The organism is Shewanella sp. Scap07 (genome assembly GCF_013394145.1).
Taxonomy (GTDB): Bacteria; Pseudomonadota; Gammaproteobacteria; order Enterobacterales; family Shewanellaceae; genus Shewanella; species Shewanella waksmanii.
The window spans coordinates 498,725-525,485 of record NZ_CP041329.1 but is presented as its reverse complement, the minus strand read 5'-3'; the positions used below and the strand labels follow the sequence as shown (position 1 = coordinate 525,485).

At 45.2% G+C, this 26,761-nt stretch carries 26 protein-coding genes; 8 read left to right on the top strand and 18 right to left on the bottom strand.

Going from position 1 to position 26,761, the window contains the following annotated elements; translation table 11 throughout:
- The first annotated feature begins 33 nt into the window (after positions 1 to 33).
- Positions 34 to 1,299 (top strand): transcription termination factor Rho, encoded by a 1,266-nt coding sequence (rho, locus tag FLM48_RS02480; RefSeq protein WP_028774760.1) that lies wholly within the window; start codon positions 34 to 36, stop codon positions 1,297 to 1,299.
- Positions 1,300 to 1,417: 118 nt separating this feature from the next.
- Here rho and FLM48_RS02475 read toward each other — a convergent pair whose 3' ends face one another.
- The 4 genes from FLM48_RS02475 to FLM48_RS02460 all read right to left on the bottom strand — a co-directional run bounded on the left by FLM48_RS02475 (position 1,418) and on the right by FLM48_RS02460 (position 5,742).
- A complete protein-coding gene (locus tag FLM48_RS02475) occupies positions 1,418 to 2,149 on the bottom strand; it encodes a fumarate reductase iron-sulfur subunit (RefSeq protein ID WP_179023227.1) in 732 nt (243 codons plus the stop codon).
- Entirely contained in the window at positions 2,146 to 4,152 is a 2,007-nt protein-coding gene (locus tag FLM48_RS02470; RefSeq protein WP_179023225.1) for a fumarate reductase flavoprotein subunit, read from the bottom strand. The genes FLM48_RS02475 and FLM48_RS02470 overlap by 4 nt, the downstream gene beginning before the upstream one ends.
- Before the next feature lie 42 nt (positions 4,153 to 4,194).
- The gene (locus tag FLM48_RS02465; RefSeq protein WP_179023223.1) at positions 4,195 to 4,866 is read right to left on the bottom strand and encodes a fumarate reductase cytochrome b subunit; all 672 of its coding nucleotides are present in this window, start codon (positions 4,864 to 4,866) and stop codon (positions 4,195 to 4,197) included.
- Positions 4,867 to 5,019: 153 nt separating this feature from the next.
- On the bottom strand, positions 5,020 to 5,742 hold the full coding sequence (locus FLM48_RS02460) for a fumarate reductase cytochrome b subunit (RefSeq protein WP_051484680.1): 723 nt from the start codon (positions 5,740 to 5,742) through the stop codon (positions 5,020 to 5,022).
- A 422-nt stretch (positions 5,743 to 6,164) separates the two neighbouring features.
- Between FLM48_RS02460 and prmA the strand changes: the two genes are divergently transcribed.
- From prmA to fis, 3 genes are all read left to right on the top strand, one after another.
- Entirely contained in the window at positions 6,165 to 7,046 is an 882-nt protein-coding gene (prmA, locus tag FLM48_RS02455) for a 50S ribosomal protein L11 methyltransferase (protein ID WP_179023221.1), read from the top strand.
- 151 nt (positions 7,047 to 7,197) lie between these two features.
- Positions 7,198 to 8,166, top strand: coding sequence for a tRNA dihydrouridine synthase DusB (gene dusB / locus FLM48_RS02450; protein ID WP_179023219.1), 969 nt, complete (start codon positions 7,198 to 7,200; stop codon positions 8,164 to 8,166).
- Between the two features lie 17 nt (positions 8,167 to 8,183).
- Complete coding sequence (gene fis, locus FLM48_RS02445; RefSeq protein WP_028774417.1) at positions 8,184 to 8,489, top strand: DNA-binding transcriptional regulator Fis; 306 nt, start codon at positions 8,184 to 8,186, stop codon at positions 8,487 to 8,489.
- Between the two features lie 373 nt (positions 8,490 to 8,862).
- Here fis and FLM48_RS02440 read toward each other — a convergent pair whose 3' ends face one another.
- From FLM48_RS02440 to FLM48_RS02425, 5 genes are all read right to left on the bottom strand, one after another.
- Positions 8,863 to 11,877 carry a UvrD-helicase domain-containing protein gene (locus FLM48_RS02440; protein WP_179023217.1) on the bottom strand — a complete coding sequence of 1,005 codons (3,015 nt, stop codon included), beginning with the start codon at positions 11,875 to 11,877 and terminating at the stop codon, positions 8,863 to 8,865.
- A 173-nt stretch (positions 11,878 to 12,050) separates the two neighbouring features.
- Complete coding sequence (locus FLM48_RS22875) at positions 12,051 to 12,119, bottom strand: hypothetical protein (protein WP_372847466.1); 69 nt, start codon at positions 12,117 to 12,119, stop codon at positions 12,051 to 12,053.
- 252 nt (positions 12,120 to 12,371) lie between these two features.
- A complete protein-coding gene (locus tag FLM48_RS22660; RefSeq protein ID WP_256871024.1) occupies positions 12,372 to 12,563 on the bottom strand; it encodes a hypothetical protein in 192 nt (63 codons plus the stop codon).
- 202 nt (positions 12,564 to 12,765) lie between these two features.
- Positions 12,766 to 13,407 (bottom strand): hypothetical protein, encoded by a 642-nt coding sequence (locus tag FLM48_RS02430; RefSeq protein ID WP_179023215.1) that lies wholly within the window; start codon positions 13,405 to 13,407, stop codon positions 12,766 to 12,768.
- Positions 13,397 to 14,152, bottom strand: coding sequence for a hypothetical protein (locus FLM48_RS02425; RefSeq protein WP_179023213.1), 756 nt, complete (start codon positions 14,150 to 14,152; stop codon positions 13,397 to 13,399). Before FLM48_RS02425 ends, FLM48_RS02430 begins: the two co-directional genes overlap by 11 nt.
- A 216-nt stretch (positions 14,153 to 14,368) precedes the next feature.
- Between FLM48_RS02425 and FLM48_RS02420 the strand changes: the two genes are divergently transcribed.
- Both FLM48_RS02420 and FLM48_RS22655 read left to right on the top strand, forming a co-directional pair.
- Positions 14,369 to 14,530, top strand: coding sequence for a hypothetical protein (locus tag FLM48_RS02420; protein ID WP_179023211.1), 162 nt, complete (start codon positions 14,369 to 14,371; stop codon positions 14,528 to 14,530).
- A gap of 1 nt (position 14,531) precedes the next feature.
- Complete coding sequence (locus tag FLM48_RS22655; protein ID WP_256871023.1) at positions 14,532 to 14,666, top strand: hypothetical protein; 135 nt, start codon at positions 14,532 to 14,534, stop codon at positions 14,664 to 14,666.
- Positions 14,667 to 14,695: 29 nt separating this feature from the next.
- On the opposite strand, the gene FLM48_RS02415 is transcribed toward FLM48_RS22655, so the two are convergent.
- From FLM48_RS02415 to FLM48_RS02400, 4 genes are all read right to left on the bottom strand, one after another.
- On the bottom strand, positions 14,696 to 15,913 hold the full coding sequence (locus FLM48_RS02415) for a hypothetical protein (RefSeq protein WP_179023209.1): 1,218 nt from the start codon (positions 15,911 to 15,913) through the stop codon (positions 14,696 to 14,698).
- Complete coding sequence (locus FLM48_RS02410) at positions 15,903 to 17,219, bottom strand: hypothetical protein (RefSeq protein ID WP_179023207.1); 1,317 nt, start codon at positions 17,217 to 17,219, stop codon at positions 15,903 to 15,905. Before FLM48_RS02410 ends, FLM48_RS02415 begins: the two co-directional genes overlap by 11 nt.
- A 79-nt stretch (positions 17,220 to 17,298) precedes the next feature.
- Complete coding sequence (locus FLM48_RS02405) at positions 17,299 to 17,673, bottom strand: hypothetical protein (protein ID WP_179023206.1); 375 nt, start codon at positions 17,671 to 17,673, stop codon at positions 17,299 to 17,301.
- Between the two features lie 150 nt (positions 17,674 to 17,823).
- Positions 17,824 to 18,255 carry an inovirus-type Gp2 protein gene (locus FLM48_RS02400; protein WP_179023204.1) on the bottom strand — a complete coding sequence of 144 codons (432 nt, stop codon included), beginning with the start codon at positions 18,253 to 18,255 and terminating at the stop codon, positions 17,824 to 17,826.
- A gap of 169 nt (positions 18,256 to 18,424) precedes the next feature.
- Here FLM48_RS02400 and FLM48_RS02395 point away from each other — a divergent pair, with 169 nt between their 5' ends.
- Positions 18,425 to 19,594: an alkane 1-monooxygenase gene (locus FLM48_RS02395; protein ID WP_179023202.1), complete on the top strand. Its 1,170-nt coding sequence runs from the start codon at positions 18,425 to 18,427 to the stop codon at positions 19,592 to 19,594.
- A gap of 139 nt (positions 19,595 to 19,733) precedes the next feature.
- Here FLM48_RS02395 and FLM48_RS02390 read toward each other — a convergent pair whose 3' ends face one another.
- Both FLM48_RS02390 and FLM48_RS02385 read right to left on the bottom strand, forming a co-directional pair.
- Positions 19,734 to 20,024, bottom strand: coding sequence for a DUF3861 domain-containing protein (locus FLM48_RS02390; protein WP_179023200.1), 291 nt, complete (start codon positions 20,022 to 20,024; stop codon positions 19,734 to 19,736).
- 109 nt (positions 20,025 to 20,133) lie between these two features.
- Positions 20,134 to 20,625 carry a DUF2798 domain-containing protein gene (locus FLM48_RS02385; RefSeq protein ID WP_179023198.1) on the bottom strand — a complete coding sequence of 164 codons (492 nt, stop codon included), beginning with the start codon at positions 20,623 to 20,625 and terminating at the stop codon, positions 20,134 to 20,136.
- A gap of 98 nt (positions 20,626 to 20,723) precedes the next feature.
- On the opposite strand from FLM48_RS02385, the gene FLM48_RS02380 reads away from it, so the two are divergent.
- Entirely contained in the window at positions 20,724 to 21,149 is a 426-nt protein-coding gene (locus FLM48_RS02380) for a MarR family winged helix-turn-helix transcriptional regulator (RefSeq protein ID WP_179023196.1), read from the top strand.
- A gap of 75 nt (positions 21,150 to 21,224) precedes the next feature.
- Here FLM48_RS02380 and FLM48_RS02375 read toward each other — a convergent pair whose 3' ends face one another.
- Genes FLM48_RS02375 through FLM48_RS02365 form a run of 3 tightly spaced genes read right to left on the bottom strand, consistent with a single transcriptional unit; the run spans position 21,225 to position 26,697 of the window.
- Entirely contained in the window at positions 21,225 to 24,341 is a 3,117-nt protein-coding gene (locus tag FLM48_RS02375; RefSeq protein WP_179023194.1) for an efflux RND transporter permease subunit, read from the bottom strand.
- 11 nt (positions 24,342 to 24,352) lie between these two features.
- Positions 24,353 to 25,372 carry an efflux RND transporter periplasmic adaptor subunit gene (locus FLM48_RS02370; RefSeq protein WP_179023192.1) on the bottom strand — a complete coding sequence of 340 codons (1,020 nt, stop codon included), beginning with the start codon at positions 25,370 to 25,372 and terminating at the stop codon, positions 24,353 to 24,355.
- Positions 25,369 to 26,697 carry a TolC family protein gene (locus tag FLM48_RS02365; RefSeq protein WP_037471483.1) on the bottom strand — a complete coding sequence of 443 codons (1,329 nt, stop codon included), beginning with the start codon at positions 26,695 to 26,697 and terminating at the stop codon, positions 25,369 to 25,371. The genes FLM48_RS02370 and FLM48_RS02365 overlap by 4 nt, the downstream gene beginning before the upstream one ends.
- Positions 26,698 to 26,761: the final 64 nt, after the last annotated feature.

Below are 26,761 nucleotides of genomic sequence, written 5' to 3'. Positions count from 1 at the left end.
TAGCATTATCTCGCATATACAAGACCCACCACGATGAATTTATCAGAATTAAAAGACAAGTCGATTTCAGACCTCGTTACCCTAGCCCAAGAGATGAAAATCGATAATATGGCCCGCGCTCGTAAGCAGGACATTATTTTCGCCATCCTTAAAGCCCATGCCAAAAGCGGTGAAGACATTTTCGGCGGCGGCGTATTAGAAATTCTCCAAGACGGCTTCGGTTTCTTACGTAGTGCAGATGGTTCTTACCTTGCGGGCCCTGATGACATTTACGTTTCACCAAGTCAGATTCGCCGCTTCAATATGCGAACGGGTGATACCATTTTCGGTAAGATTCGCCCACCTAAAGATGGCGAACGCTATTTTGCTCTACTGAAAGTTAATGAAGTTAACTTTGACAAGCCTGAAAACTCTCGTACTAAAATCCTCTTTGAAAACTTAACCCCACTGCATGCTGAAGACCGTCTTCGTATGGAGCGTGGTAATGGTTCAACTGAAGATATTACTTCGCGTATTCTTGACCTATGCTCACCCGTTGGTAAAGGTCAGCGTGGTTTGATTGTGGCGCCGCCAAAAGCCGGTAAAACTTTACTGCTACAGAACATGGCGCAAAGCATCACCTATAACAACCCAGAAGTGGTGTTAATGGTATTGCTAATTGATGAGCGTCCAGAAGAAGTGACCGAAATGCAGCGTATGGTAAAAGGTGAAGTTATTGCTTCTACTTTTGATGAGCCAGCAAGCCGTCACGTACAAGTTGCCGAAATGGTCATTGAAAAAGCTAAGCGTTTAGTTGAGCACAAAAAAGATGTGGTTATCCTGCTCGACTCTATCACTCGTTTGGCACGTGCTTACAACACGGTAATTCCATCATCGGGTAAGGTACTTACCGGTGGTGTTGATGCCAACGCTCTGCACCGTCCTAAGCGCTTCTTTGGTGCTGCACGTAATATTGAAAATGGCGGCAGTTTAACCATTATCGCGACCGCGCTTGTAGATACAGGTTCGAAAATGGACGAGGTTATTTACGAAGAATTTAAAGGTACTGGTAACCAAGAACTGCACCTATCTCGTAAAGCAGCAGAAAAACGTGTATTCCCTGCAATCGACTTCAACCGCTCAGGTACTCGTCGTGAAGAGAAACTGACTACGCCAGATGAGCTGCAAAAGATGTGGATTTTACGCAAAATCCTCAACCCTATGGATGAAGTCAGCGGCATGGAGTTCCTCATCGACAAACTGGCAATGACCAAAACCAATGATGAGTTCTTCACTGCGATGAAACGCGCTAAGAGCTAATCAATCGCGTTGATTAAAAAGGCCACTGTTTTACAGTGGCCTTTTTGTTACCTCAAATACAAAGGTTACCCAAAAAAAGCCTGCATATATGCAGGCTTTTTCTATTGATTCCAAAGCGCTACACTAAAGTAACGGCCATCTTACGGCGCAAATAAGCAATTTGCTGCATATGCGGCAGATCTTTAGGGCAGTTGTCTTGGCAGCCAAGCAAGGTCATGCAACCAAATACACCGTCTTGGTTACCAATTACATGATAGAAATCTTCTGCACTGCGTTGGTCGCGGCTATCTAGCTCAAAGCGGGCAATTTTCATCAGGCCAACAGCACCCACAAAAGTGTCACGCATCTGCTTAGTGGCACAAGCAGAGACACAAACGCCACACTCAACACAGCGTTCCAGCTCATACAGCTTGGCCGCTTCTTCAGGCGACATAGGCGCTTCTAAGCGGTGAATGTCGCTGTCTTGCTCATTAGGATGCAACCACAGTTTTAAGCGCTCAGCAATCTCGCGCATAAACTTGCCCGTATTCACTGAGAGATCGCCAATCAGTTCAAAGCCAGGCAGTGGCATCAAAGTGATTTCACCCTTAGAGTACTTGCTGGTTAACGTGCGGCACGCCAGGGTAGGCATACCGTTTATCACCATGGCACAACTGCCACAAATACCCGCGCGGCAGACAAAATCAAACTGCAATGACGGGTCTTGTTGTTCACGCAACATATTTAAGGCAATAAATACGGTCATGCCAGGCGCTTCTTCAAGCTGGTATTTTACCATCTTAGGTTTATCACCCGGCTCTTGTGGGTCATAACGAAAGATATTAAAGGTTAACATGCGACCTTGGTTCATTTTGCTTGTTCTCCAACCTGAGTTTCTTGTTGCGCGAGCACATCAGCTAGACGCTCATTTTTAGCCACTAACGCTTCCGGCAGTTCAAATGGCATGATTGCCTGTTGTTTCTGGTGACGATCAGCATCCTCTGGCAATTGACTGAGGATCTCAGCAATCTGCTGCTCTCGTTTAACCGTATCAGGATGGGCGATGGCATTATCGATACCATAGCCACGGTACCCTGGTGGTAGCTCCATCTTCATAACATCGAGCTGCTCATAACTGATTGTCGGCGCTAAAGCCTCTTCATTTGGCCAACTCGTTAAGGTGCGGTTTAACCACTCTTGGTCATTACGCTGCGGATAATCTTCACGGGCATGGGCACCACGGCTTTCTGTACGTGCTTCAGCGCCACAGGCGACCGTTAGCGCCACTTTTAGCATACGTGTAACCCTTAGCGCTTCGACCAACTCAGGATTAGCATGACGCTTCTTACATTTAAGACCAAGATTACGCGAACGCTTCAACAATGCTTGCAGCTCATCAATGGCTTTTTGTAGCTCAGGCCCATTACGGAAAATCCCCACATAGTCCATCATGATGCGTTGCATCTGCTGCTTAATCTCAAAGGCAGATTCAGTGCCTTGGCCCTCAATTAAGCCATCGATTTCATTACGCACTTTGTCGACAAATTGCTGCGCTAGACCAGTGTTGATTTCCAAGGTTTCTTGCTGGCAGAAGTCGGCAACATACTTGCCAATGATCATGCCACCAACCACGGTTTCAGCTAAGGAGTTACCGCCTAAACGGTTAAAACCATGCATGTCCCAGCACGCCGCCTCACCCACACTGAACAAACCTTTTAAATGTGGGCTTTGACCGGTTTTGTCGGTACGAATTCCGCCCATAGAGTAGTGTTGCGTAGGTCTAACCGGAATCCACTCTTTGGCTGGGTCAATACCCAAGAAGTTTTCGCAGATCTCTTTAACTTCACGCAAGTTAGTCTCAACGTGCTTACGGCCTAGTAAGGTAATATCTAACCACAAATGCGGCCCATATGGGCTATCCACGCCTTTACCTTTACGCATGTGCTCAGTCATGCGACGTGATACCACATCGCGAGAGGCAAGTTCTTTCTTTTCAGGCTCATAGTCTGGCATGAAGCGATGACCATCTTTGTCTCGCAACAAGCCACCATCTCCCCGGCAGCCTTCTGTGGTCAAAATCCCTACAGGGACAATCGCTGTTGGGTGGAACTGTACCGCTTCCATATTCCCAAGCTTAGCCACGCCTGTTTCTAACGCTAACGCTTGACCAACACCCTCGCAAATAATGGCGTTGGTAGAGACTTCGTAAATTCGACCATAACCGCCGGTAGCGATGGTGGTCGATTTAGCAATATAAGCTCGCAACTCGCCAGTTATCATGCAGCGCGCCACAACACCTTGGCAGCGTTTGCCGTCATGGATCAGCGCTAAAGCCTCAACTCTTTCATGGACAGGAATGTCCATCTCAATCGCTTTGTTATCTACCGCATACAATAATGAATGACCGGTGCCATCCGCGGTGTAACAGGTGCGCCACTTCTTGGTGCCACCAAAGTCGCGGGCATTGATTAAGCCGTGAGCTTGCTCTGCCTCTTCAATAGTGACTTTTTCGGCATTAACTACCACTTGGCGAGGGCCTTTGGTGACTCGTGTCCAGGGTACGCCCCAGTTGGCCAATTCACGCACGGCCTTAGGAGCACAATGAGCAAACATGCGCGCGACATCTTGGTCGCATCCCCAATCTGAGCCTTTTACGGTATCTTGGAAATGCACATCTTCATCATCTCCCATACCTTTGACCGTATTACCCAAACTCGCCTGCATGCCACCCTGCGCTGCGGCAGAGTGAGATCGTTTTGCAGGAATCAGAGACAGCACGACAGTGTCGAGCCCGCGCTCTTTTGAGGCAATGGCAACCCTTAAACCGGCCAACCCAGCACCGACAACTAGCGAATCGGTATATATCAGTTTCACGCTTGCTCCTTTTGAGGGATAAATTACTTCTGGCTATTTAGGTCATGTGGCGTGTGGTAAAAAGGCGAGTAATGCCGCCAGACCGACCAACACAAACACAATGCTCACAATGGTTTTTATCTTTCTTATTCGACTTCTACTGCTCAGGGCACTCTGTGCGCCCCATTTAATGATCACTCGGTACACACCAATGGCAGCGTGCAGCTCCACACATAACAACAGTGGCACATAGACCATCCATACCCCATCATTCCAGATGCGATCAGCACTGCCGACTGGACCGATGGTTTCTGGTGCACTGCCAATAAGCCATAAATGCAATGGCAGCAATAACAATATGCCGACCCCAGTTACCGCTTGCCACACCCACAACTTGGTATCGCCGTGGTGAATCACTTGCATCTGTTGCCGTAAGGCGCGCTGCTGTTGCAGGTTCAGTGGCAATTTATGCACCGCTGCAAGCACATGCACCAAAGTGATAATTCCAATCACTACCGCAATGACCGACACTACCCACGGGTAGCCATGACCATCAGCACTGAGGAAGCTCAGCTCCATGGTTTTGGCCACCATAGTCATCGCATCTGCGCCTAATAATATCGACGCCACTAGCAACAAGTGTGTCCATAAAAATAGGGCTAATATGATGCCCGACAGGCTTTGGCTGACATCGAGCCAACCGCCGAAATAATTGATTTTTTTGGTCAACGACATAACTCCTCCCCTCTATGGGCTGAGACAGTAAACGAGCTGTCTAATTACAACTCTGTTCACTAATGTCGCTCACATTTTCGGCAAATTCCGTGCGGCAGATCAAAGCAGCTTAGATTAAATTACTCATCACTAAATTAATCTAAGCAGTATTACCTAGGGAACGTATGGCGTGACGGGTAACGTCAGCTCTTGGCCAATGAACATATAAGAGATCAAACTAAGTAGGCCGATTACCATTAAGTACACAATCAACACCTTCGCGACTTTTCTAAGCCCGGCACGATTATGGGTAAAGCCCCATTTAACGGCTACTCGGTACAGACCAATCATGGCGTGGATCACCACTGCTGGTAGTAGCAAAATGTACAGCAGCCAAGCATTGGCATGGTAAACACGTTCGGCTGACAAGTGCGGGCCAATTTCAGGATTAGTGATCATAGTAAAGATGTGTACCGGCGCGAGGAAAAACAAAATAAAGCCGGTCACTAACTGCCAGAACCAGGCATGGCTATCTTTATGGTTGATACCATGCATGTGTCTTCTCAGTGCTCGCCATTGGCCCAACTGCGCAGGAAAGCGGCGTAACGCAACGGCAGCGTGGATAATCACCACCGCCATAATGAAAATAGAGAATACTTTAGTGACGACAGGGAAACCGTGGCCTGTGCTGCTGAACATGCCACCTTCTAAGAATTGCACCACATGAAAGAAGGCCTCTTTGCCCAGCAGAATGCTTGACTCAAAATGTAAATGAGCCAACAAAAAGCAACCTAGCATAACGCCTGTCACACTTTGGACTTTATCGGCTTTGGCCGACCAAGGGCTGCCTAAAGATGCATAGTGATTGTGATGAGATAGCAAGCTTTTAACGTTCATGATTTCATTGCGTCTAATATCGGGATCTACACCATATCAGCCCCAATCCATCTGCCTATTTACTGACAAACAAAGCGTGAGCAAGCTCACTGACTAACTTGTTACTATTTGAAGCAGATCACAAACAACCCCTTACAATCAAAACAAAGGTAAAACCTTTTTACCAAAAATATTCAATCACTTACAACACCTATTCAAACAAAATAATCATCAACAAAATAAGTGCGATAAGCTCAACCACACTTAATAATGCCAATATTTTCCCACGACCTAGCTATCTAAGTGATTAAGTTGTATTGATTTTCAACGGCATTTATTACGATTAAAACCGCATCATTGCCACAGCAATCCGTGCAAAATGCAGCTATTTAGCCTTATTGGTATTACAATAGCGCCATTATTGAACTGTAGAGAACGCTTTCATGGCTTGGATTCAACTCAAAATCGATACCGATAATCAACACGCGGATGCCCTTAGCGATATGCTAATGGAATTAGGCTCGTTATCGATCACCTATGAAGATGGTAAAGACACCCCAATTTATGAGCCGACATTGGGTGAAACGCCACTGTGGAATCACACCGTGATCACGGCACTTTTTGATGCCGACTATGATTTAGCCCCTGTAGTCGCCATGCTCAAACAACTGCCTTACTTGGGTGATGACTTCAGCCATAAAATCGAGCAGGTCGAGGATAAAGATTGGGAACGAGAATGGATGGACAACTTCCACCCGATTCAATTTGGGCGCCGGTTATGGATCTGCCCAAGTTGGCGCGAAGTCCCCGACCCACAAGCGGTTAATGTCATGCTGGATCCTGGTTTAGCTTTTGGTACCGGTACTCACCCCACCACAGCATTGTGTTTAGAGTGGCTAGATAGCCTCGACCTTACCGATAAACCTGTTATCGACTTTGGATGTGGATCGGGCATTTTAGCGGTAGCGGCATTAAAACTCGGTGCCAATAACGTCACCGGTATTGATATCGACTACCAAGCTATTGAAGCCTCAAAAGCCAATGCTGAGCGTAACGGGGTTGCAGACAAACTGGCACTCTACTTACCAGAAGATCAACCTGAGAACCTGCAAGCCGAAGTGCTGGTCGCCAATATCTTAGCCGGCCCACTGAGAGAGCTGGCCCCCTTAATTGCCGAAAAAGTCGCCCCGGGCGGTTTGTTAGCCTTATCAGGCTTATTAAGAGAACAAGCCGAAGAGATTTCTGCGCATTATTCACAATGGTTCAACATGGACGAGCCTGCTCACAAAGACGACTGGAGTCGCTTGACAGGCACCCGCAAATAGCGCTATTGGCGGGCGGCGTCTAGGCTGCCCGTTACTTCTCACAAGTCAAAAGTCAAGCAAAAAAGTTGCTCTCAGGTCATTTATTGACCTTTTCACGGGCTTGAAAAAGGCGTACTATAGCGCCCCTTTATAGCGCAAGGTGTACTGATAAATGCAGATAGGACCCTATCAACTGAAAAATCAGCTGATCGTGGCTCCAATGGCAGGCGTCACGGACCAGCCCTTTCGAAACCTTTGCTTACGCTATGGCGCAGCCTTAGCCGTATCAGAGATGCTTTCTTCGAATCCTGATGTTTGGGATACCGATAAAAGCCGCCACCGCATGAGTCATGCTGGTGAGGACGGGATACGCTCTGTACAAATTGCAGGTTCAGATCCTGAATTAATGGCGCAAGCTGCTGTTGTCAACGTACAACAGGGAGCACACATCATTGATATCAACATGGGCTGTCCGGCAAAAAAGGTGAATAAGAAACTAGCAGGGTCAGCATTGCTTCAGGACCCAGTGCAAGTAGAAGCGATTCTGCGGGCCGTGGTTGCTGCTGTTGATGTACCTGTGACGTTGAAGATTCGCACCGGGTGGGCTCCAGAACACAAAAATGGTGTTCAGATCGCCCAGATTGCTGAAAATTGTGGCATCGCCTCGCTCGCCGTACACGGCCGAACGCGTCAATGCATGTATAAAGGCCATGCCGAATACGACACCATTAAAGCAATCAAGCAACATGTCTCGATACCTGTTGTAGCAAATGGTGATATTTGTACTCCAGAGAAAGCACAGTTTGTGCTGGAACATACGGGTGCAGATGCCATCATGATAGGTCGAGGCGCCCAGGGAAGGCCTTGGATTTTCCGAGAAATCCAACATTACTTGGAAACAGGTAATAAGCTAGCGCCCGTTGAAGTGGATGAAAAGCGTCAAGTGATGCTGGAACACCTCAAAAACTTATATGCATTGTATGGCGAGTACAAGGGTATCCGAATCGCCAGAAAGCATGTTGGATGGTATCTGGACCAAGATGTACAGCGACCATTACGCGCTGAATTTAATCGGCTGGAAACTGTAGAAGAACAATGTTCCATTTTGGAACGTTATTTTGATGAATTAGTAAAGAATTAATAAAGAGCAGAATACGAATGTTTGATCAGACAACTCAACCAGAAGCTCATCAGCTTACCGTAGGCAAAATTGAGACCGCTAACGGCACTATTAAGCCACAGTTACTTCGTGACGCAGTAAAGCGCGCAGTAACCAACTTTTTCGCTCAAATGGACGGTCAAGAAGCTGAAGAAGTTTATGAAATGGTGTTAAGCGAAGTTGAAGCACCTCTACTAGATATCATCATGCAGCACACTCGCGGTAACCAAACTCGCGCAGCAAACATGCTAGGTATCAACCGTGGTACTCTGCGTAAAAAATTGAAAAAGTACGGCATGAACTAAGAAGCAATTCTTAACATGATGTATTAAAACGGGTTTTCCAGAGATGGAAAGCCCGTTTTGCTTTATATGCTACTCAACTTGCTATTCAGAGGCTTTTGGTAAACCCAGCCCCCACATTTGGCCGCATACAATTACCCGCATACAATTAATAGACAAACCTATCTAGGCCTCGCTCTTCAAATTATATGAACACCTAAGATTAAGTGATCCCTTTAGGACGCAATTCAAGGTTAACAATGTAAAACATAAGAAACCCCTTAAAAACAAACTTACGAAGTATAAACGGATCGTTTTATCGGTTTCGTTTTGAACCAAGATGATCCATTTTTGATCCAAAAAGGTGTAAAGGAAGAATTCTGGCAAGCGAGCTCCGCTAACAAGATTGCTCCAGTAAACTAGCGGCGGCCTGTAAGTTCATTCTATTACTGCAACTATTTGGGCTATCTCTTCTGAAGTTGGTGCAGCCCCAAAATTCACCGTAGGGACCTTTTTTAAGCTTCATATCACCACCACAAACACTGCAAACTGGTGCAGTATGACTACAGGTATCATTTAGACATACTTTAAAGCCAGTAAAGCGGCTACGAGTCATAGGGCTACCACAAAGCTCACAGCCCTCCTCCTTGTGGTCACACATGGGAAAATGAGAGCATGAAAAGAAGGATTTGAAGTTACCTACTCTTGGTTTCAGCGTGCCAGTGGTACAGCGTACACAACTTATCTCTTCAAAGATCTGCTGTACTAGGGAGGTACTGAACTCCTCTTGCTCAATGGCATAGTTTTCCTTGAGTAGTTCGACCACAAATGGGCTAGCATCTGTCATATCGGCAAGTACATATGCGCGATGTTTTGCACGAGTTAAGGCTACATAAAATAGGCGCCGCTCTTCTGCAAATTCAAATGCCTCAGTCTTAGGTAAAAATGCATCAAGTATTGGTGGGGTAACTTTCATTGAAGGGAAGCCATGTTTTCCCGTATTCATCCCCATAACCACCACATAATCAGCCTCTTTGCCTTTTGATGCATGAAAAGACTGACATTCAATCATTAGCTTTGGATACTGCATGTTTAACTGCTTCAATCCAATCCTATCGGGTAGTTGAAACCAGAAGCGAGCAAGCAGGTACACAACAGGCTGGGCTTTTGACTTAGTGCTAAGTTTATCTTCAGCCTTGTCAACACGCTTGTTAATCGCATTTAAAGCTTGTTCAAGAGCATTAGGGCTCGGCTCATCTGTAGTTGCAGGCTCTTGCTCACCTCGTCGTATTAATGAAACCGCGGGGTAATCAACCTGCGATAGGGAGCGTATATCTTTCTTTAGCTGCACTGGGTTCTTAGTCACAAACTGTGTTGCGACATTACCAATGCTACTGTTGAACCTGAACGTCTGATCTAAGTACGTTTTAGTCGTAGGGCCGAAATACTCTGTAAACTTTGTGGTTAAGCTGACATCTGCACCGCTAAAACGATAAATCGCTTGCCAGTCATCGCCAACACAAAACAGAGATGCTTTTGGCTTACTGCCTGGTAAGCTCGAATCCCTTAGCGCTTTAACTAACCGTGCTCTGGGCTCTGAGATATCTTGAAATTCATCGACCATGATATAGCGCCATGAACTGATAAAATGTCCATGTTGAAGATAGCTAAGTGCTTTGCCTATCATATCCTCAAAATCTATATCGCCAGAGGCTGATAGGTGTTGCTGGTAACGATTTAGTATCGGCGCTAGTAGCTCAAATGCCTTACGGGTCTGCTTAGCATCTTCTGCATTATTAAACACCTTCTCTAGCCCGTTATCATCTAAACAGGCTGATTTATACAAGCCAATTAGCTTGCTGAACAGCTTTGCTAACTCTGTAACGCGACCAAGTTCATTAAGGGTTGCCAGTATTGCTTCATCGGGTAGAGGTGGTTCTTTAATCTCTATAGCTTGAATAGCCAGCTCAAGCTTTTCAATGAGCTGACCCTTTTTATGTTGATGATAAAACAGTTCGAGGCAAACTGTTTCATGCTCTTTATGCAATTGTCGCTTCCACTCCATCGACTCTAAATATTTTTGGTTATCGATATAGGGGGCGGTACTATCATCTTCATCAGTGCCGTAATACTCAATATACACACCGTAGTCAGGCAGGTAAAAGTCAGGTTGATATTGTCGAAAGTCAACACTACTTACATCATGCTCATACTTAGCTTCATATTGGTACTCAATGCCATTACTGAATAACCAGTTGGCAATGTATAACTCACCGAAACTCTTTACCCGCTCCCCTTTTAAAGTGCGAATATCGTTATCAGTTAAGTACTGGAAATATTCACCCTTTGACTCAAAGTCAAAGGGACTTTTTTCAACATAATAATATTGGCTGAAGTACTCAAACAGCTGTTTGCGATAGTTCCCATCTTCAATCAAGGTTTCGAGGGTATCCTGTACCCACTTGTCTTTGGCTTTTTCATCCTCAGCCCAAGGAGACAAGCTAGGAGCCTTGCCTTCAACCTCAGCAATAATCCTTAAACCTAAGCTGTGGAAAGTGCTAGCTTTAATATCGTCAGTACCAAGCTTCTCTTTAATGCGTTCGTCCATCTCATCAGCAGCTTTTCTGCCATAAGCGAGCAGCAAAATATCATCAGCTTGTGCCTGACCACTTTTGACCAAGTAACCAGCACGCCCCACCATTACGCTGGTTTTTCCTGTACCTGCACCTGCTAATAACAAGTTGTTGTTATCATCAATCACGCAGGCTCGTCGCTGCTTATCGGTTAGAGGGTTGGATTCAACATGCTCAAAGAAATTGGCATATTTGCTCAACTGAGTTTGTACGTAGTTTTCACGTAGCCTTTCTATATCGGCTTTACCCCAGCTATGCATCTGCTTTAACTTGGTTAGTGCAGTTTTTATGTCATTAGGCAATGCCATATTTTCACACCAAGGGAACCAGCGCTTATATTCACGCTTAATTCTGGCGTGTATCATTTCTATACGAGACTGACGCAAATACTCCGTTGCAATGGTGCGCTCAACTCTGGCCACCAGCTCACAGATACTTTGCCCATTACCAGTAGCCCACAAAAGTGCGGATTTTTTGCCAAATTGATAGTGAGCCAGATAGGTTAAGTAGGGCAATTGATAAGCCTTACCCGATACGGTAAAGCTAAGTAGATAACCTAAAGGACTAAAGATAAATGCTGGTGGGGAATCTAGCTGCTGCCACGTGAAACGAACTTCATCACTCGTGTTATTTATTACGGGATGCTGTGTCGTAAACAAGCCTTTACCACGATGATAACTAATGCCACTGTGAGTAAGTTTCACAGCATCAGGCTTACCCATATAAAAATGGCCAAACCAACTGTATTTAATGCTTTGTTCAGACTGCTTTGATGACAATGGGGTAACCTACTTCAATTGATGGCTTTTAGCGTCCACCAGCTCGGACTTAAATAATCTACCACTAACTGTTTTGAATTAGTTGCTTTAGCTTTTCAATACTCATCGTTGGTGTTTCTGTATGTAGCATCCCGTGGCAGTTGAGGCATACAGGAATGAGGTCATTAATAGGGTCAACTTGTTAGCTTACTATCGATATATATTACCTGCGCAATCGGTGCATCAAAGCCCGTTAACAGCATATCTTTAACGATAAGGAAGGCGGTGATATCAAACTTCTTATTATTCTCTTCAGCAGCCTATTCATCGATTCCGAAATGCTTTTGAAGTTGCTGATAACTTTCTTTTGATAAACCTTATCTGTGTATTTAGTGATATAAGCTTTGTCGTTATGGTCACCAGAGATAATCACTTCAGATGGCTGTGCTCCCTGCTGATCTCAGGTCTGCTTAAAAATGGCTGCGGCATGGCGGCTCCCCAATACTATCTTGGCATTAAAGCTCACTATAGTGCTTAAGCACATCGATACACACCCGACGAATACGAGCTGGCGCTTCTCGCACTGCACCATATTTATTTTTGGTTTCACGCTGCTCTTCTGCGGTGTATTCACCAGAGTATTCTTCAAACAGCTTATCAAGTGACTCCCCTGCGACTTCTGAGACCACTTCACGCACTTCGTACAACAGCTTAACCGTTTGCCCTTTACCTCCCTTACCTTAGTCCTTCTCTCCGGAGAATTAGCTAACCAAGGTTTGATAAAAGCTGTGGTTATACTCCATTTACATGTTCTGGGGAGAGTACCTTACCTGGAATATAATGCCAGCCCAAGCTAACTAGCTGTCAGATAGCAGGCGCTTCTACTTTGTCAAATTCATTATTTTGCATTTAAACACCATTGTCAGCACTATACGCAGAAACTGCTTCTTGTGTTATCAAAAGGTATTGATCTATTTTAGCCTTGACGGTATGAACACCACTATCACTCATCAACAAATTTAAAGGCACTTCAAAGCCTGCAGTGACAAATTTATGATCTAACTGAACGTCTATCGAATCACTATAGTCAGAATAACTAATCGAATTCCACTTCTTATAAAAGTCTGAATCTTCATCTTGTACTGCACGATAAACGGCAAGTTTTAGAATACTTCTAGCCTCATTAACACCTACTTTCAACGTTAATGCATCTGGTTGGCTTTTACTTTTTTCATCGTCTATCCCAGAATCATTAACAACCAAAAACTCGATGATGTAATCTCCCTTAGTGATTCGTTTTAAGTCATTTACATGCTTAAAAACATAACGAGTCACAACTGCAGGAAGTAGATCCCACTGCCACTTTTTAAATGGGTTTGCATTGCTTTGACCAGGAGGCGAAAAACGATGAGGCGACCAAAAATAGAATTCAGTATCTGCTTCAAGTGCGATACTTTCTATGACGGGCAGTAAACGTTGATAATAAGCTGCAAGTAACCGATGGGCAGTTCTGATCTGTGTAAAAAGATCATCCATTTCACTATTGTTCATTTTGACTCCTTTCTAATTGTAATAGCCCATGATTAAGAGATAGCTTTTGTATTGAGTAAGCTTTGAACTGTGACCACTTAAAAGGGGTTACCTGTAAACCATAAAGACTTAACCCTTCTAAAATATCCTGCAAAATAAATCTATCTTGATTAGACACAATGGAGTTATTGTCCACGTCATCACTACTGGTTACTGTAATCATATGCTCGGCTACACTAGCCCACTCCAATGCTGCAACCGCTTTTAAACAATCAACATCTCTCAAAAGAGGAATCGCCCAATCTCTTGCATCAGCTTGGCTAATTCGGCCTATAGCCAAAAAGTACAATGGCTTCTCTTTTCCACTCTCTGACTGCAAAAATGATTCGATCTCTTTATGCCATTGTTCATAGTATTGGTCGCCACCAGCTGGTGGTTTAACCTCAACCAAAATATTGCATTGATCAAAGTGAATGATGAGATCTGGCTCAACTTGATTCTCGCCCTCATCATGCTCATGAATATAGCGAGGCCAATAATTAATGCTTTTAAACTCACCGAAAACATCAGGAATAATCCCCTGATAAGTCTTAAACCAATGTTTTAATAAACAGGCCTGCACAGCCTCAGACAAGTAAGCAAAGCGCTCAAATATGGTAGATGTCAGTAAATCTTCGCGGGCTTGAAATAGGCTAGACCAACTCACCGACTCATCTTCATTATGCTCAATGCGTCCTGCCTTACCGTGCAAAATCGCTTTTAGCATATTATTAACCCCTTAATTACAGCCCTTTAACTTAGTTATTGATACTACACTGAGTTACCTAGCGAAACAGCCAGTCAACTCTAGATAACTTAAAAAACTTTCAAATAATTGCAATTTGGACAATCTCCCCCCCGCGGCAAGCACAAAACAATTTGTCATTATCTCTCTCGTTAGCAGGGGCTCCTGTTAATAAAACTAAGAATTTGGAGATTCAACATGAGTAAAAACAAAACACCAATGACACCTCAAGCAGCCGCTCGTATTCAAGGTGCTACTGCAAAGCAGAATGGTGGTTCCGTAGCAAAAGGCAGCTTTGCCGCTAAGGCTCAAAGCGCAGCAGCTAACAACTCTGGCAGTGGTAAGCAAGGAGGTAAGTAACATGGCTAAACATGACGATGATAACCGCTCACAGCAACTTAACCCTGAGCATGATGCATATTGGCAGAGTCGCGGCGAAGATGAACGTCCTGATGATTGGCAAGAGCAGCTTGATGATTACCCCTCGTTAACTTAGCAACAAGGCTCAAGTAGACGTGCAAAAAGCTACACTATTTGCACGTCTTTAGTTGTATAGTTTTGCTTATAATGCTCGAAATACCTTGTGTATTCAGCTAATACTTCGGCAATTATCAAAATGGCTCTTTCATCTTTCGCCTGCTCATTGCTCCTTGCAACTAACGTATCAATCCCCCTTGCAATCCGAAGGTAAATTAAAACTGAATCCACATCATTACCACCTAGGGCACTCATCAAATTAGATACAAACCGACGCAGTTTATTGGCAGATGGCATATCTTCCCCATTCCGCCAGTAATTAAGCTGCCTATATTGTTTATCACTTAAGAGCTCTACACCGTGACCAGCCTCTTCAATATCAATGTAAGCCGCCAATGCGCGCCAACTCGACTCTAACCCGTTCTTAGCCAAAATAGTGCGTAGCTCATTTAGCATTGCGCTAAAACAAGTACATTTCTCATCCGCAACGGCATAAGTATGTATAGCCGAAGAAAATAGGCTGCGATGTGGCTCATTCACCTCTTTAGCTCCACAGCGCATGTAATAAAGTGAGAGTCCTAGCTCAAAGTGTGCAATCGCTGACAAATAGAAGTCGAAAGTAAGGTGAAACGCCGCCTTTAAAACTGCGATCCCCTCTTGTTCTGTTTTAAAGGCAGGAGCATCTGGAGTGGCTGCATATAAGGAGTAACACACTAACTGCTCGGCTGACACTAAGCTGTGTTTTTGCCAACTAGCAAGTTGTGCTTGCCAAATCCCATTTGAGTCATCCTTGTCTATTATCCTTTGTTTAATTTGATGCTTTATGCCCTTCACCATCTGATAATCAGCTTTAGCTCTGGCATCAATAAAATCAAATAAAGTCGTTAACTCGCTATCATGACTAGAAAGCCCCAAACCGTAAGAAGCCGAATACCAAGGCCCAGCATTAGAGCCTACAAGCATTGCTCGATATGTTTTCAACATAGTTGGTACATGAGTCATCCTTTTTAGTGGAATGGGCAATAATTCCAGCCACTTAGATAATTTTTTGATTGTTGGCTTAGCAACGCCTTGCCTAGTCATTTCTGCCCGAGAGCTCCGACTAACATTTAAAGGAAGCTCATAATGAGCTTCTATCGCGGGGAGCATTTTTACAAAATTATCAGGCAAACCTAGTAACTGACAAACATCTGCAGGTGAAGGCAGAAAAACACTGGCAAAATTAATCGATTTAAAGATGTATTTCCCATCGCTGTTAGGTTTCATCGGCAGTCACCTTTGGCAGTTCACGCTCCATGCAACGCAAGTAATACTCAGCATACCGACTCAGCTCCGCCTTCAACACCAAGTCCAAATCATCATCAGAATATTTGACGTTAACGAAAGGATTTTTTATCTCAGTAAGTAGCTTATCTAGCGCTATAGCTATGTGGGCATAGGATAAAAATACAACCATGCAATCGATGTCATCAGCTCCCACTAAACTGGCAAAAAAACGCTGTAGCTTCTTAGCTGAAGGCATATTCTTGTTATTACGCCAGTCCTTCAACTGCTTATATTGCTTATCGTTTATTGTTTCAGCACACTCACCCGACTCATCAATAACGATATGTGTAGCGAGTTGCCGCCATTGACACTTACTACCCGGCTTAATGCTATAAACTCGTACCATTTCATGTAGTAAACCATCGAAGCAATTTTTAGCTGCGCCTTGGGTATAAAACAAAATCCCTTTTGTTAAGAGACCGTCAGGCTTCAACACTAAGTTCGCATCTGTCGTAGTCGATAAAATATTACCGACTTCATAATGTGCGGTGGCTTCCAGATAAAAATCCAATTGCAGCCTAGCCAAATACCTAAAGGCTAATAGCTCTGACTCTTTATCTGTTATCGATTGCTGCTCATGCTGTAGCAATAAACTACTGAACGTTTGCCACGTTGAATGTTCAACCTCTGAATACTTTAACCAAAAAGGAGATTTGAGCTGCAGCTTATCTGCCAACGTCATAGCCTCAAAGCCCTGCTCATCAACTTGCTGCTTGATACGCTCAAAGCACTCAATATCATGTTTGCAGCGTTGAGTTAAAAAGCTGAGTAATGGTTTAAACGCATCAAAATCGACAGCGGTATTTGCTCGCTTCATATCCTCTGAGTTATTGAGTAACGAGTACCAGCCTAATGCATTAGAACTAACTAGTGCACTTTGCGCAATAGCATGCTCATTAAAAATAGAGCTATCAGTAACCACTCGACTGAACAGCTCTCTTGTCCAATGGTACATTTTTTTGACTGACGGCAATCCAACACCTGAGGTAGTTAACTTGTGTCGACTACTGGACATAATATCAAGCGGTAAGTTTAAATCTTGCTCTGCAACTTCAATACCGAATAGCGTTGGGCTACTAATGCCAAATAGTTTAAGCACTGCATCTGGAGGAGGTAAAAATAGGTTACTGGTATATCCAGTAAAAAATACTACTGGCTGACCTGCTTGATATTCAGATTCAAGCTGTTTAAATGAGTCGTCCAATAAAGCTATCAGCGATTGTTGCGGTAAAGCGTCCTTGCTCATGATTATCCTTTGTTATGTACTGTTGTTTTTATCTAGCTATTTTTAGCCTGCTATTTATATCCTGCTGAGTGCGCAGTCCCTAAACTCTCGACACAGCTGTCAGACTATCTACATCATTTCGAGCGACTGTAGATGAGGAAGCAGGTTCTTTTTTTGCTTGCTGTTTCTTTTTTTTAATCACATCAGGGCTTTTAGGGCATTTGGAAGATAGGTGTATAGCTAATCGCTTTTCATCTTTGAGTATCTCTGAACAGTGCGGGCATATAGGCTTCTGTTCAACCTCTTTATAAGCCGTTACTAAACTAGCTTCCTTTACCTTTTTTTGATTGAAATTTATCAACAACAAGCATTTGTTTTTATTTGGGTATCTGACAGCACATTCACTCAGCAAATGACTTTGGAATTTAACCGAATCGATAAGCTTTAAACATGAAGAACACACTTTCGTAGACATTCAAAACCTCGCCCCCCATAATAAAGAACAAATATTGTACGACACTCAATCTTAACCCATACAGCATACACTGGAGATCTATGCCATAGAGTTTATATTCTTCACCAAATGACGCTACAACACTGCATTGCTATTTGTTGTCATAAAAATCTATTCTACTGCAGGAGTAATTTTTGGTCTGAAATGGTTTTTTTCTTTTCCTGCAGCTTTAGCTAAGTAACTGATGCGATAAACTACCTTCAGCATCACATCAAAATCCTCTCGAGTGACGTTATAGTAACAATTCTTTAGGGTATAACTATATCCAGCCATATCACTCCATACTTTATCAACTATTGCTAAAACCTTTTGTGGGTATTGGATGCAACGGCCATCCAGAAATAATACATAGTGATAGCGCTGAGCTGCAGCATTGACTTGCTCCCTGACCCAGCAGTAGCCAATTTTACTTATTTTATACTGTCGTTTTAAGCGCTTAAACAATCTACGTTTAAATACCGTCATACGCTGATTATCAGGATTATAGTCACGTTGATGAAGATCAAATCTAATTACATGTACACGTTTGTAGTGACTAAGCATATTGATAAATTGCTCCGCCTAACAATCATGCCTAATCAGCGAGATACTCAGCACTATTTATCGAGTCGGTTTATCTTCTTTGTATAGTGTGCTTAACTCAGTATTGGTATGTACAAATAATGATCACTGGCGGTTTGTGATATTAGTGCGTTTCAACTCTGGGGGACAAATGAACAAAGCCGGTATATTCACTGCCGCGGACGGCACCACCTACGTGGATAAGAAACGTCACTTTTGGTGGTTTTCGCTATTAATTCCTAGTATCGCTGTCGCGGGTCCCCTGCTCTATCAAAGCTACCAGCAGGAAGTGTTTTTGTGGTTATTCTTTATTGTGGTGTACAGCCTTTTTCCTTTAATCGACTACCTGATGGGAGAAGACACCAGCAACCCACCAGAATCGGTGATTGTCGCCCTTGAAGCCGACCCCTTCTATTCCAAAATTATTCGACTTAATGTCCCTGTGGTGTTAGCCACCTTTATCTATTGCGCTTGGTTTGTTGCTAACCACTCCTTAAGCTATTCAGGATATTTAGCAGTGGCGTTATTAGCCGGCAGCATTGGCGGTCACGGGCTAAACATCGGCCATGAACTGGGACATAAACGCAAAAAAATTGATATTTGGCTGACTAAGTTAGTGCTGGCGCCCGCGGCCTATGGTCATTTTTTTATTGAACATAATCGTGGTCACCATAAACATGTCGCCACGCCTGACGACCCAGCCTCTGCCAAAATGGGTGAAACCATCTATCAATTTGCATTAAGGGAGCTGCCCGGCGCGATTAAGCGGGCGCATCAAATAGAAAAAACACGTCTTAATAAAGCGGGACGTTCCGCACTGAGCCTAGACAATCAATTTCTACAGGCCATGTTACTGACGCTTTTGTTGTTTATCGGCTTGGTGGTTTGGTTGGGGCCAGTGGTCATTCCCTATTTGTGCATCTGCGCCTTCTGGTCCATGTGGCAATTAACTTCTGCAAACTATATTGAGCATTACGGCTTACTGAGACAAAAACTGGCTAACGGGCGCTACGAGCGGCCACAACCACATCACAGCTGGAACAGCAATCACATCTTCTCCAACTGGGCGCTATTTCACTTACAGCGTCACTCAGATCACCATGCCAATGCCACTCGTAGTTACCAATCACTGCGCCACTTTGACAACTTACCCACCTTACCGAGTGGATATTTTGGCATGTATGTGATTGCCTACCTGCCTTGGCTATGGTTTCGCATCATGGACAAACGACTGCTGGCAGTGACTAATTACGATATAAACAAAATCAACATGTTGGACGACAAACGTCAGCAGCTCATCGCTAAGTATCAGCTAAGCTAGCGGTCAGCGGCCTACGAAGGCTCTGTGGCGCCATTATCGCCACGACAAGATACAAACATCCGCTGCGCTATTAAGTCACTAAGCCACTAAGCGATTAAGTCATTAAGCCATGAAGCCATGAAGCCACTGAGAGTTGCAGCTAAGACTTTATCGCCTGCTTAACCGTGCTTTTCAACTGTTGCATGAAGGCTTTAAAGTGAGGCATGAAATCAACAAACAGCGGATGCTTTCGCTGCTCTATCATTAGCGGACCCAGTAAACGTAGCGCTAGCGCCATTTTTGTAGCCTGCTGTGCTTCAAGGCCGCTGCCTTGTTTGAGCTTATCTATGGTATTGAACAGATCTTCTCGGTCCTGGTACTCAAACTGCACGTGCTCAGCAATCTCGCTGTTAATCGCTTCAACTGTAATACGATAATGTTTAATAGACATGGCAACTCCTAGTATGACTTTGTAAATTGGGGTTCTACAACCAATTGCTGAGACCACTTTAACGACTCGCTAGGTGATCATTTGGGGTTAAGCGCAACAAGACAAAACGTTAACTTCGTAAGTAACGCTCAACTCTTGGCTTAATGGTTAACGACACCAGTAGCATTAACACTACCGCAGCTGGCAGCGCACTAATGAGTGTCGAAACCCAAGATGACAATAGTAGTTGTGGCTGCTGCCAGCCCACGTGATGCAAGGTGGTCACCAGTGCTAAGCCAGATTCCATTATCAAGGCCATCAGCAATCCAACAATAATGCTGCGCATCCTCGATGTTAAATGAGCTAACCAAAGGTCAGCGAGCTTAGTGAGCGCGGCCATCAGTAGCATCCCCGCTGGCATTATCGTCATGACTGCCGTACTAAAGGCACTGAACCACAAACGAGTAAAGTCATCCGTTGAACCCACACTGACATAGGTCATGACCGCTGTTAAACTCGCAGCCATCGATAACATCATCGTCAACACTAGCGCCGCTTTGCGCAGCCAAATGCTAACTTGGGTAATATTAGGTAGACGAAATTGGATTGTTTGAGCTGACATAGTTTTAACCTACCCTTGAATGGCGTAACAATATAGTTGATAATGTCAATTATATTTATTTGATTGACAATGTCAACTACATTCTTAAAGGTATTACTATGTCTGATAACCAGTCATTAGAAGGTCTACTGCAATTGGTTCATGGATTGAAGCGAAACTTGCACGAGCAAATAGAACAATTACAACTAGATATTGCTCCTATGCACGTGCGCGTATTGAAAATTATTAGCCGTAAACCACAATGTACCGCTGTCGATATAGCCGGATATTTAAATCGTGATAAAGCACAAGTGACGCGGCTATTAAGTACGTTGATTACCCAAAATCTCATAGAAAAGCACGCTAACCCACAGGATAAGCGTAGCCAATATTTGCAGCTCACCGCTGCGGGTCAAGCCATTATGGATCAGGTAACAGGGCTCGATGCCAACATCTATCGTAAAATGACCCAAGACATTAGCGCGAAAGAACTGCAAGATTTCGAACAGATAGCGCAAAAGATGAACAGTAATCTCAGTAGTTAGCAAGCCAATACATCTACAAAATATAAACCCCGCTTTCGCGGGGCTTAATACATGACACACTAGCCGCTAAAGAGGCTAGTTTGCTTTGGCATCACGGCCATGAACCCACTGATACAACACCGGCAGTACAAACAGCGTTAAAATGGTCGACGAGATGATGCCACCAATCACCACTGTGGCAATCGGCCTTTGCACTTCAGCACCCGTGCCAATATTAAGTGCCATGGGCACAAAACCTAGCCCAGCCACCAGCGCAGTCATCAATACAGGTCTAAGCCGAGTCATCGCACCGTCAATAATAGACTGCAGTAACTCGCCGCTTTGCAAAAAGCGCTGACGGATAAAGCTCAGCATCACTAAGCCATTCAATACAGCCACACCAGATAACGCAATAAAGCCAACTGCGGCGGATATCGATAACGGCATGTCTCGCAGCCACAACGCCATCACCCCGCCGGTAAGCGCCAGCGGAATAGCGGTAAAGATGATCAACGCGTCACGAATAGAGCCAAAGGCCATCACTAACAAACCAAGAATAATTGCCAGCGTAATGGGCACCACGATAGTCAGCTTTTGGCTGGCCGACTCAAGCTGCTCAAAAGTGCCACCATACTCTAACCAGTAGCCTGCAGGTACATCAACTTGCTGCGCTATTGCGGCTTTCACATCAGTGACAAAGGTGCCTAAATCACGACCGCGGACATTAGCAGTAACCACAATACGTCGCTTACCATTCTCGCGGCTTATCTGGTTTGGCGCCGGCGCGATATCGAGTGTTGCCACTTCTGATAACGGTACATAGCGACCATTGGGCAATACAATTGGCAGTTCGTGTAAGCGCTCCACATCTTGGCGAATTGGCTCAGGTAAACGTATCACCATGTTAAAGCGCCGATCGCCTTGATATAGCGTGCCGGCGGTGTCCCCCCCTATGGCTGTGGCAACAATCGATTGTAGCGCAGCCACTGTTAAGCCATATTGAGCTAAAGCCTGCCGCTTAGGCGTAATCGAAAGCACTGGGAGTCCGGTCACTTGCTCGACTTGAATATCAGCGGCACCCGGGATGGCTTCAATCACTTCATGAATGGCATTCGCGGTTTGCAGCAAGGTATCTAGCTCATCCCCAACTACTTTCACGCCCAAGTCTGCTCGCACACCGGAAATGAGTTCGTTAAAACGCATTTCAATGGGTTGCGTCAGCTCAAAGTTATTGCCCGGTTGCATCGATACCGCGTCCATCATCTGTTTAGCCAGCGCTTGATGGCTAAGGCGCGGATCAGGCCATTCATCTCTGGGCTTAAGCATAATAAAGGTATCGGCAATATTGGGCGGCATTGGGTCATTGGCCACCTCGGGAGTCCCCACCTTAGAGAACACATTTTTTACTTGCGGAAATTTGGCAAGCTCAACTTCCAAGGCTTGTTGCATCTCAACCGATTGATCTATACCTGTGCCGGCAATACGAATGGCCTGCAGCAAGATATCTTCTTCATTGAGCTGCGGAATAAACTCAGTGCCCAAGCTACTCGCAAGCCAAATTGCAACGGCAACGAGCGCCGACGCGGCCAATACCACCAAATAGCGTAATTTCAACGCTAACAGTAATAATGGTTGGTACAAAGATTTACTTAAGGTAATGACTTTACTTTCTTTTTCACTGATTTTTCCGGTCATAAATAGTGCAACGGCAGCCGGAACTAAGGTCAAAGACAGCACTAATGCCGCCAATAATGCCATAACTACCGTGGCGGCCATTGGGTGGAACATCTTGCCTTCTACACCCGTTAAACTAAACAACGGAATATAGACCACAGTAATGATTAACACCCCAAATAAGCTCGGTCTAATGACTTCATTGGTCGCTTCGAACACTAACTGTAAACGCTGCTTTAGCGGTAAATTAACCCCATGAAGCCCCTGCGCTTGCGCTAAACGGCGAGTTGCGTTTTCAACGATGATAACCGCGCCATCGACTATCAGGCCAAAATCCAACGCACCTAAGCTCATTAAGTTAGCCGAAACACCGGCTTGTACCATGCCGGTCATTGTGGCCAACATCGCCAGTGGAATCACCGCTGCGGTGATCAATGCCGCACGTACATTGCCCAGCAACACAAACAATACCGCAATAACAAGCAAAGCCCCTTCAACGAGGTTTTTTTGTACTGTCGCCATAGCCTTGTCGACTAAGTCTGAGCGGTCATAGACTGCTTCAACCTTAATGCCATTAGGTAATGACGCTTTAACAGCCTCAAGCTTGGCCGCTAATGCTAGCGATACTTGACGAGAGTTTTCACCCACCAGCATCATGGCACTGCCCAATACGGTCTCACGACCATCTCGGGTCGCAGCGCCGGTCCGCAGTGCTTTACCAATCGCCACTTCGGCAACATCACTAATAAAAACCGGCGTATCACCGAAGTACTTAACAATAACCTGGGCGATTTCATCCATGCTTTGTAACTGCGCCGCTGAACGCACAGTTAATTGCTGACCGCCACGTTCAATATAACCCGCACCGCGATTACTATTATTGGCTTGTAGTGCCTGTTTAATGTCAGCAAAAGACACTTCATAGGCCAGCATTTTTTGTGGATCAGGGGTAATGTGGTACTGCTTGTCGTACCCGCCAATCGAATTGATTTCGGTGACCCCATCCACTTGAGCTAATTGCGGTTTAATGATCCAGTCTTGGATCTCCCGCAATGCGGTTGCATCATAGGCGGCACCATTGGGTTGGCGAGCATCGGGCATCGCCTCAATGGTGTACATAAAGATCTCGCCTAGCCCAGTCGATAACGGTGCCATTTGTGGCTGCAGCCCGTTAGGAATACTGGCATCAATTGCACTTAAACGCTCATTAACCAGGTTGCGGGCAAAATAAAGATCGGTACCCTCGTCAAATACCACGGTCACCTGTGATAAACCGTACCGAGACAAGGAGCGGGTATAGGCTAAATTGGGCATTCCCATCAGCGCATTTTCAATAGGGTAAGTAATTCGCTGCTCGGTCTCTAGCGGCGAATAGCCATCTGCGCGAGTATTAATTTGCACTTGTACATTGGTAATATCTGGCACAGCATCAATGGGGAGCTTCTGATAGCTCCACAACCCAATACCCACCAAAATGAGGCCAAGGCACATCATTAACCAGCGCCGGTCAATCGACAGACGTAATAATGATTCAATCATGGCTTAACTCCTTAATGCACATGGGCGGCTGACGATTTTTCAAGATCCGCTTTTAACAAAAAGCTCTTGTTCACCGCATAGGCTTCACCGGCCGTCAGTCCTGACAACACTTCGGCATAGCGGTTATCTGTTGCACCAATGGTAACCACGCGCTTTTCAAAACCTTCGCCATTTTTCACAAATATCACCTGCTGGCCTTCCATCTCCTGCAGCGCACGGCGATCGAGTCTTACTGCCACAGTTTGTTGACTGAGCACCACTTCACCCGCCAATAACATGCCTGCATGCCACTGCTGGGTATTGTTTTCAAGTTTCACTCTAACTACGGTGAAAGGTTGTGACTCTAGTGGGGTGATAATCGCGCCGATGGCAGAGGAGATGTATTGCCCATCTTGACTGGTCAGGCGCACAGATTGGCCTTGGCTGAGTTGGCTAAATTGGCCTGGAAATGCCTGTAGCTCCGCCCACAGTTGTTGCTCATTAACAATAGAGACTAATCCAGTGGCTTGGGTGAGTTCTCCCGCGTTGGCATGACGAGCCACTACCTGACCACTAATCGGCGCTTTAACAGCATAGCGTTTAAAGCTGCTATTGGATTCCACCTCAGCAATGACTTGGCCGGCTGTGACAGTATCACCCACCGAGACATTGAGCTGAGTGATCAAACCGCTAAACCGCGCTTGAACTAAACTTTGATTTTCAGCAGCAATCACGGTTTTACCGTATAAGGTAATTGTTTGCGCAAGCGTGCCTGCTTGAGCCGTAGATACGCTAATCCCCGACGCCGCTATTTGACTGTCACTGATGTGCACTTGGCCCTCTTCGTGCTCATCGTGGTGGTCGCCATGTTCGTCACCATGACCATCATGGCTATCACCATGCTTATCGTGGTCATCATGGTGTGTGTCTTCATGGGACTGTTGGTGTTGATGCTCACCACTGGCAAAGGCATAAGTCATACCGGTGATGGCCAATGCAAAAGCCAATGATGAATATAAAATGGTACGCGTGTTGAGTAGTCTAATGTTCATTGTGCAGACCCTTGGAAAAATTCAGAAGACGCATGCTGCGAGACGGGGAGTGGTTCGGCGATAAGCTGCTCAATATCCACGCCAAAACGTAGCGCCGAAGTAGCAGCATCAAGCATGGCGCGCTTGGCAAAAAGTAGCTCTTCGCTGGCCGAAAGGTAGGCGAGATAACTGTAATTACCTTGCTCATAAGCCAGCTCGCTGTCAGCCATCGCCGCCGTCAAAGTAGGGATTATTTGTTGCTGTAACTGTTTAACCTGGGCAATGGCCAGCTTGCGACTTGAGTAGGCGCGATATAGTTCATTGCGCAGTGCCAGCAAAGCGATATCACGATTGAGGCTCACTTCTGCTTTGGCGGCAATAGCGGCATCAACCGCCCCTTGATTTCTATCGCCACTAAATAACGGCATGCTAAAACCGGCACTCAAAGCAACATCATCACTGGACTGATGCTGTTTAACCCCCACCGACCAACTGATGTCGGCACTCGAGCGCGTTTTAGCGTAGCGTAGTTCTGCCTGTCGAAGTTGTGATTGACTGGCAAAGGCCATAATTGCTGGGCTGAACTTCACTTTTTCAAACAGACTATTAAAGTCGATATCATCTGAAAAATGTAATAGCTCGCCTTGCACCTGCTGAAACTCAGCATGACTGTCCCCCCACATCATCGCCAATGCAATTAAGGCATAATCACGTTGCTGCTGTTGGTTTTGCCATGTTAACTGCGCGCGATAAACCGCCGCTTGAGCACGGTTGATGTCCGCGTCGCGCATCACACCTGCCGCCGCTCTTTTCGCAACGGCGTCATAGGTTTTCTTGGCTAAAGTCACACTTTCATCGGCAAGAGAGAGCTGGGCTTGCGCAGCCAGTACATCGATATAGCGGCGGGTGACTTCACCCAAAACGGACAACGCCTGTATCTTCTGTTGCGCCAATAACACCGCGCGCTTTTCATTAATCACCGCACCGCGGGCGGCCAACTTGTCACCCATCTCTAGCACTGATGACAATGACACACTGAATTCGGCGCCATCAATACCGCTAAATTCACCACTACCAGCGGCATTTTCGACTTCGAACCCTAACTCATACCCAGGAGAAAGCGCGGCAGTGCGGCCCTCGGCATCAATTGCGGACTGACGAATGGTATAAACTTGTAAACTTGGATGTTGCTGCATTGTCCGTTCAATAGCGGTAGCTAAAGAAAGACTTTCAATCTCATTGTTAGATGATGCTTGCACACTGAGAGCTAGCGTGCACGCCCCAACAAATACAGACGTTTGACCTAAAGCACGTAGTACTTTAGGCACAAAGAACTCATAAGACATTCATTTTGCCTCAAACAGAATTTTGGAAAAATCATCACACTGCGGTCACAGTGATGACGAGTTT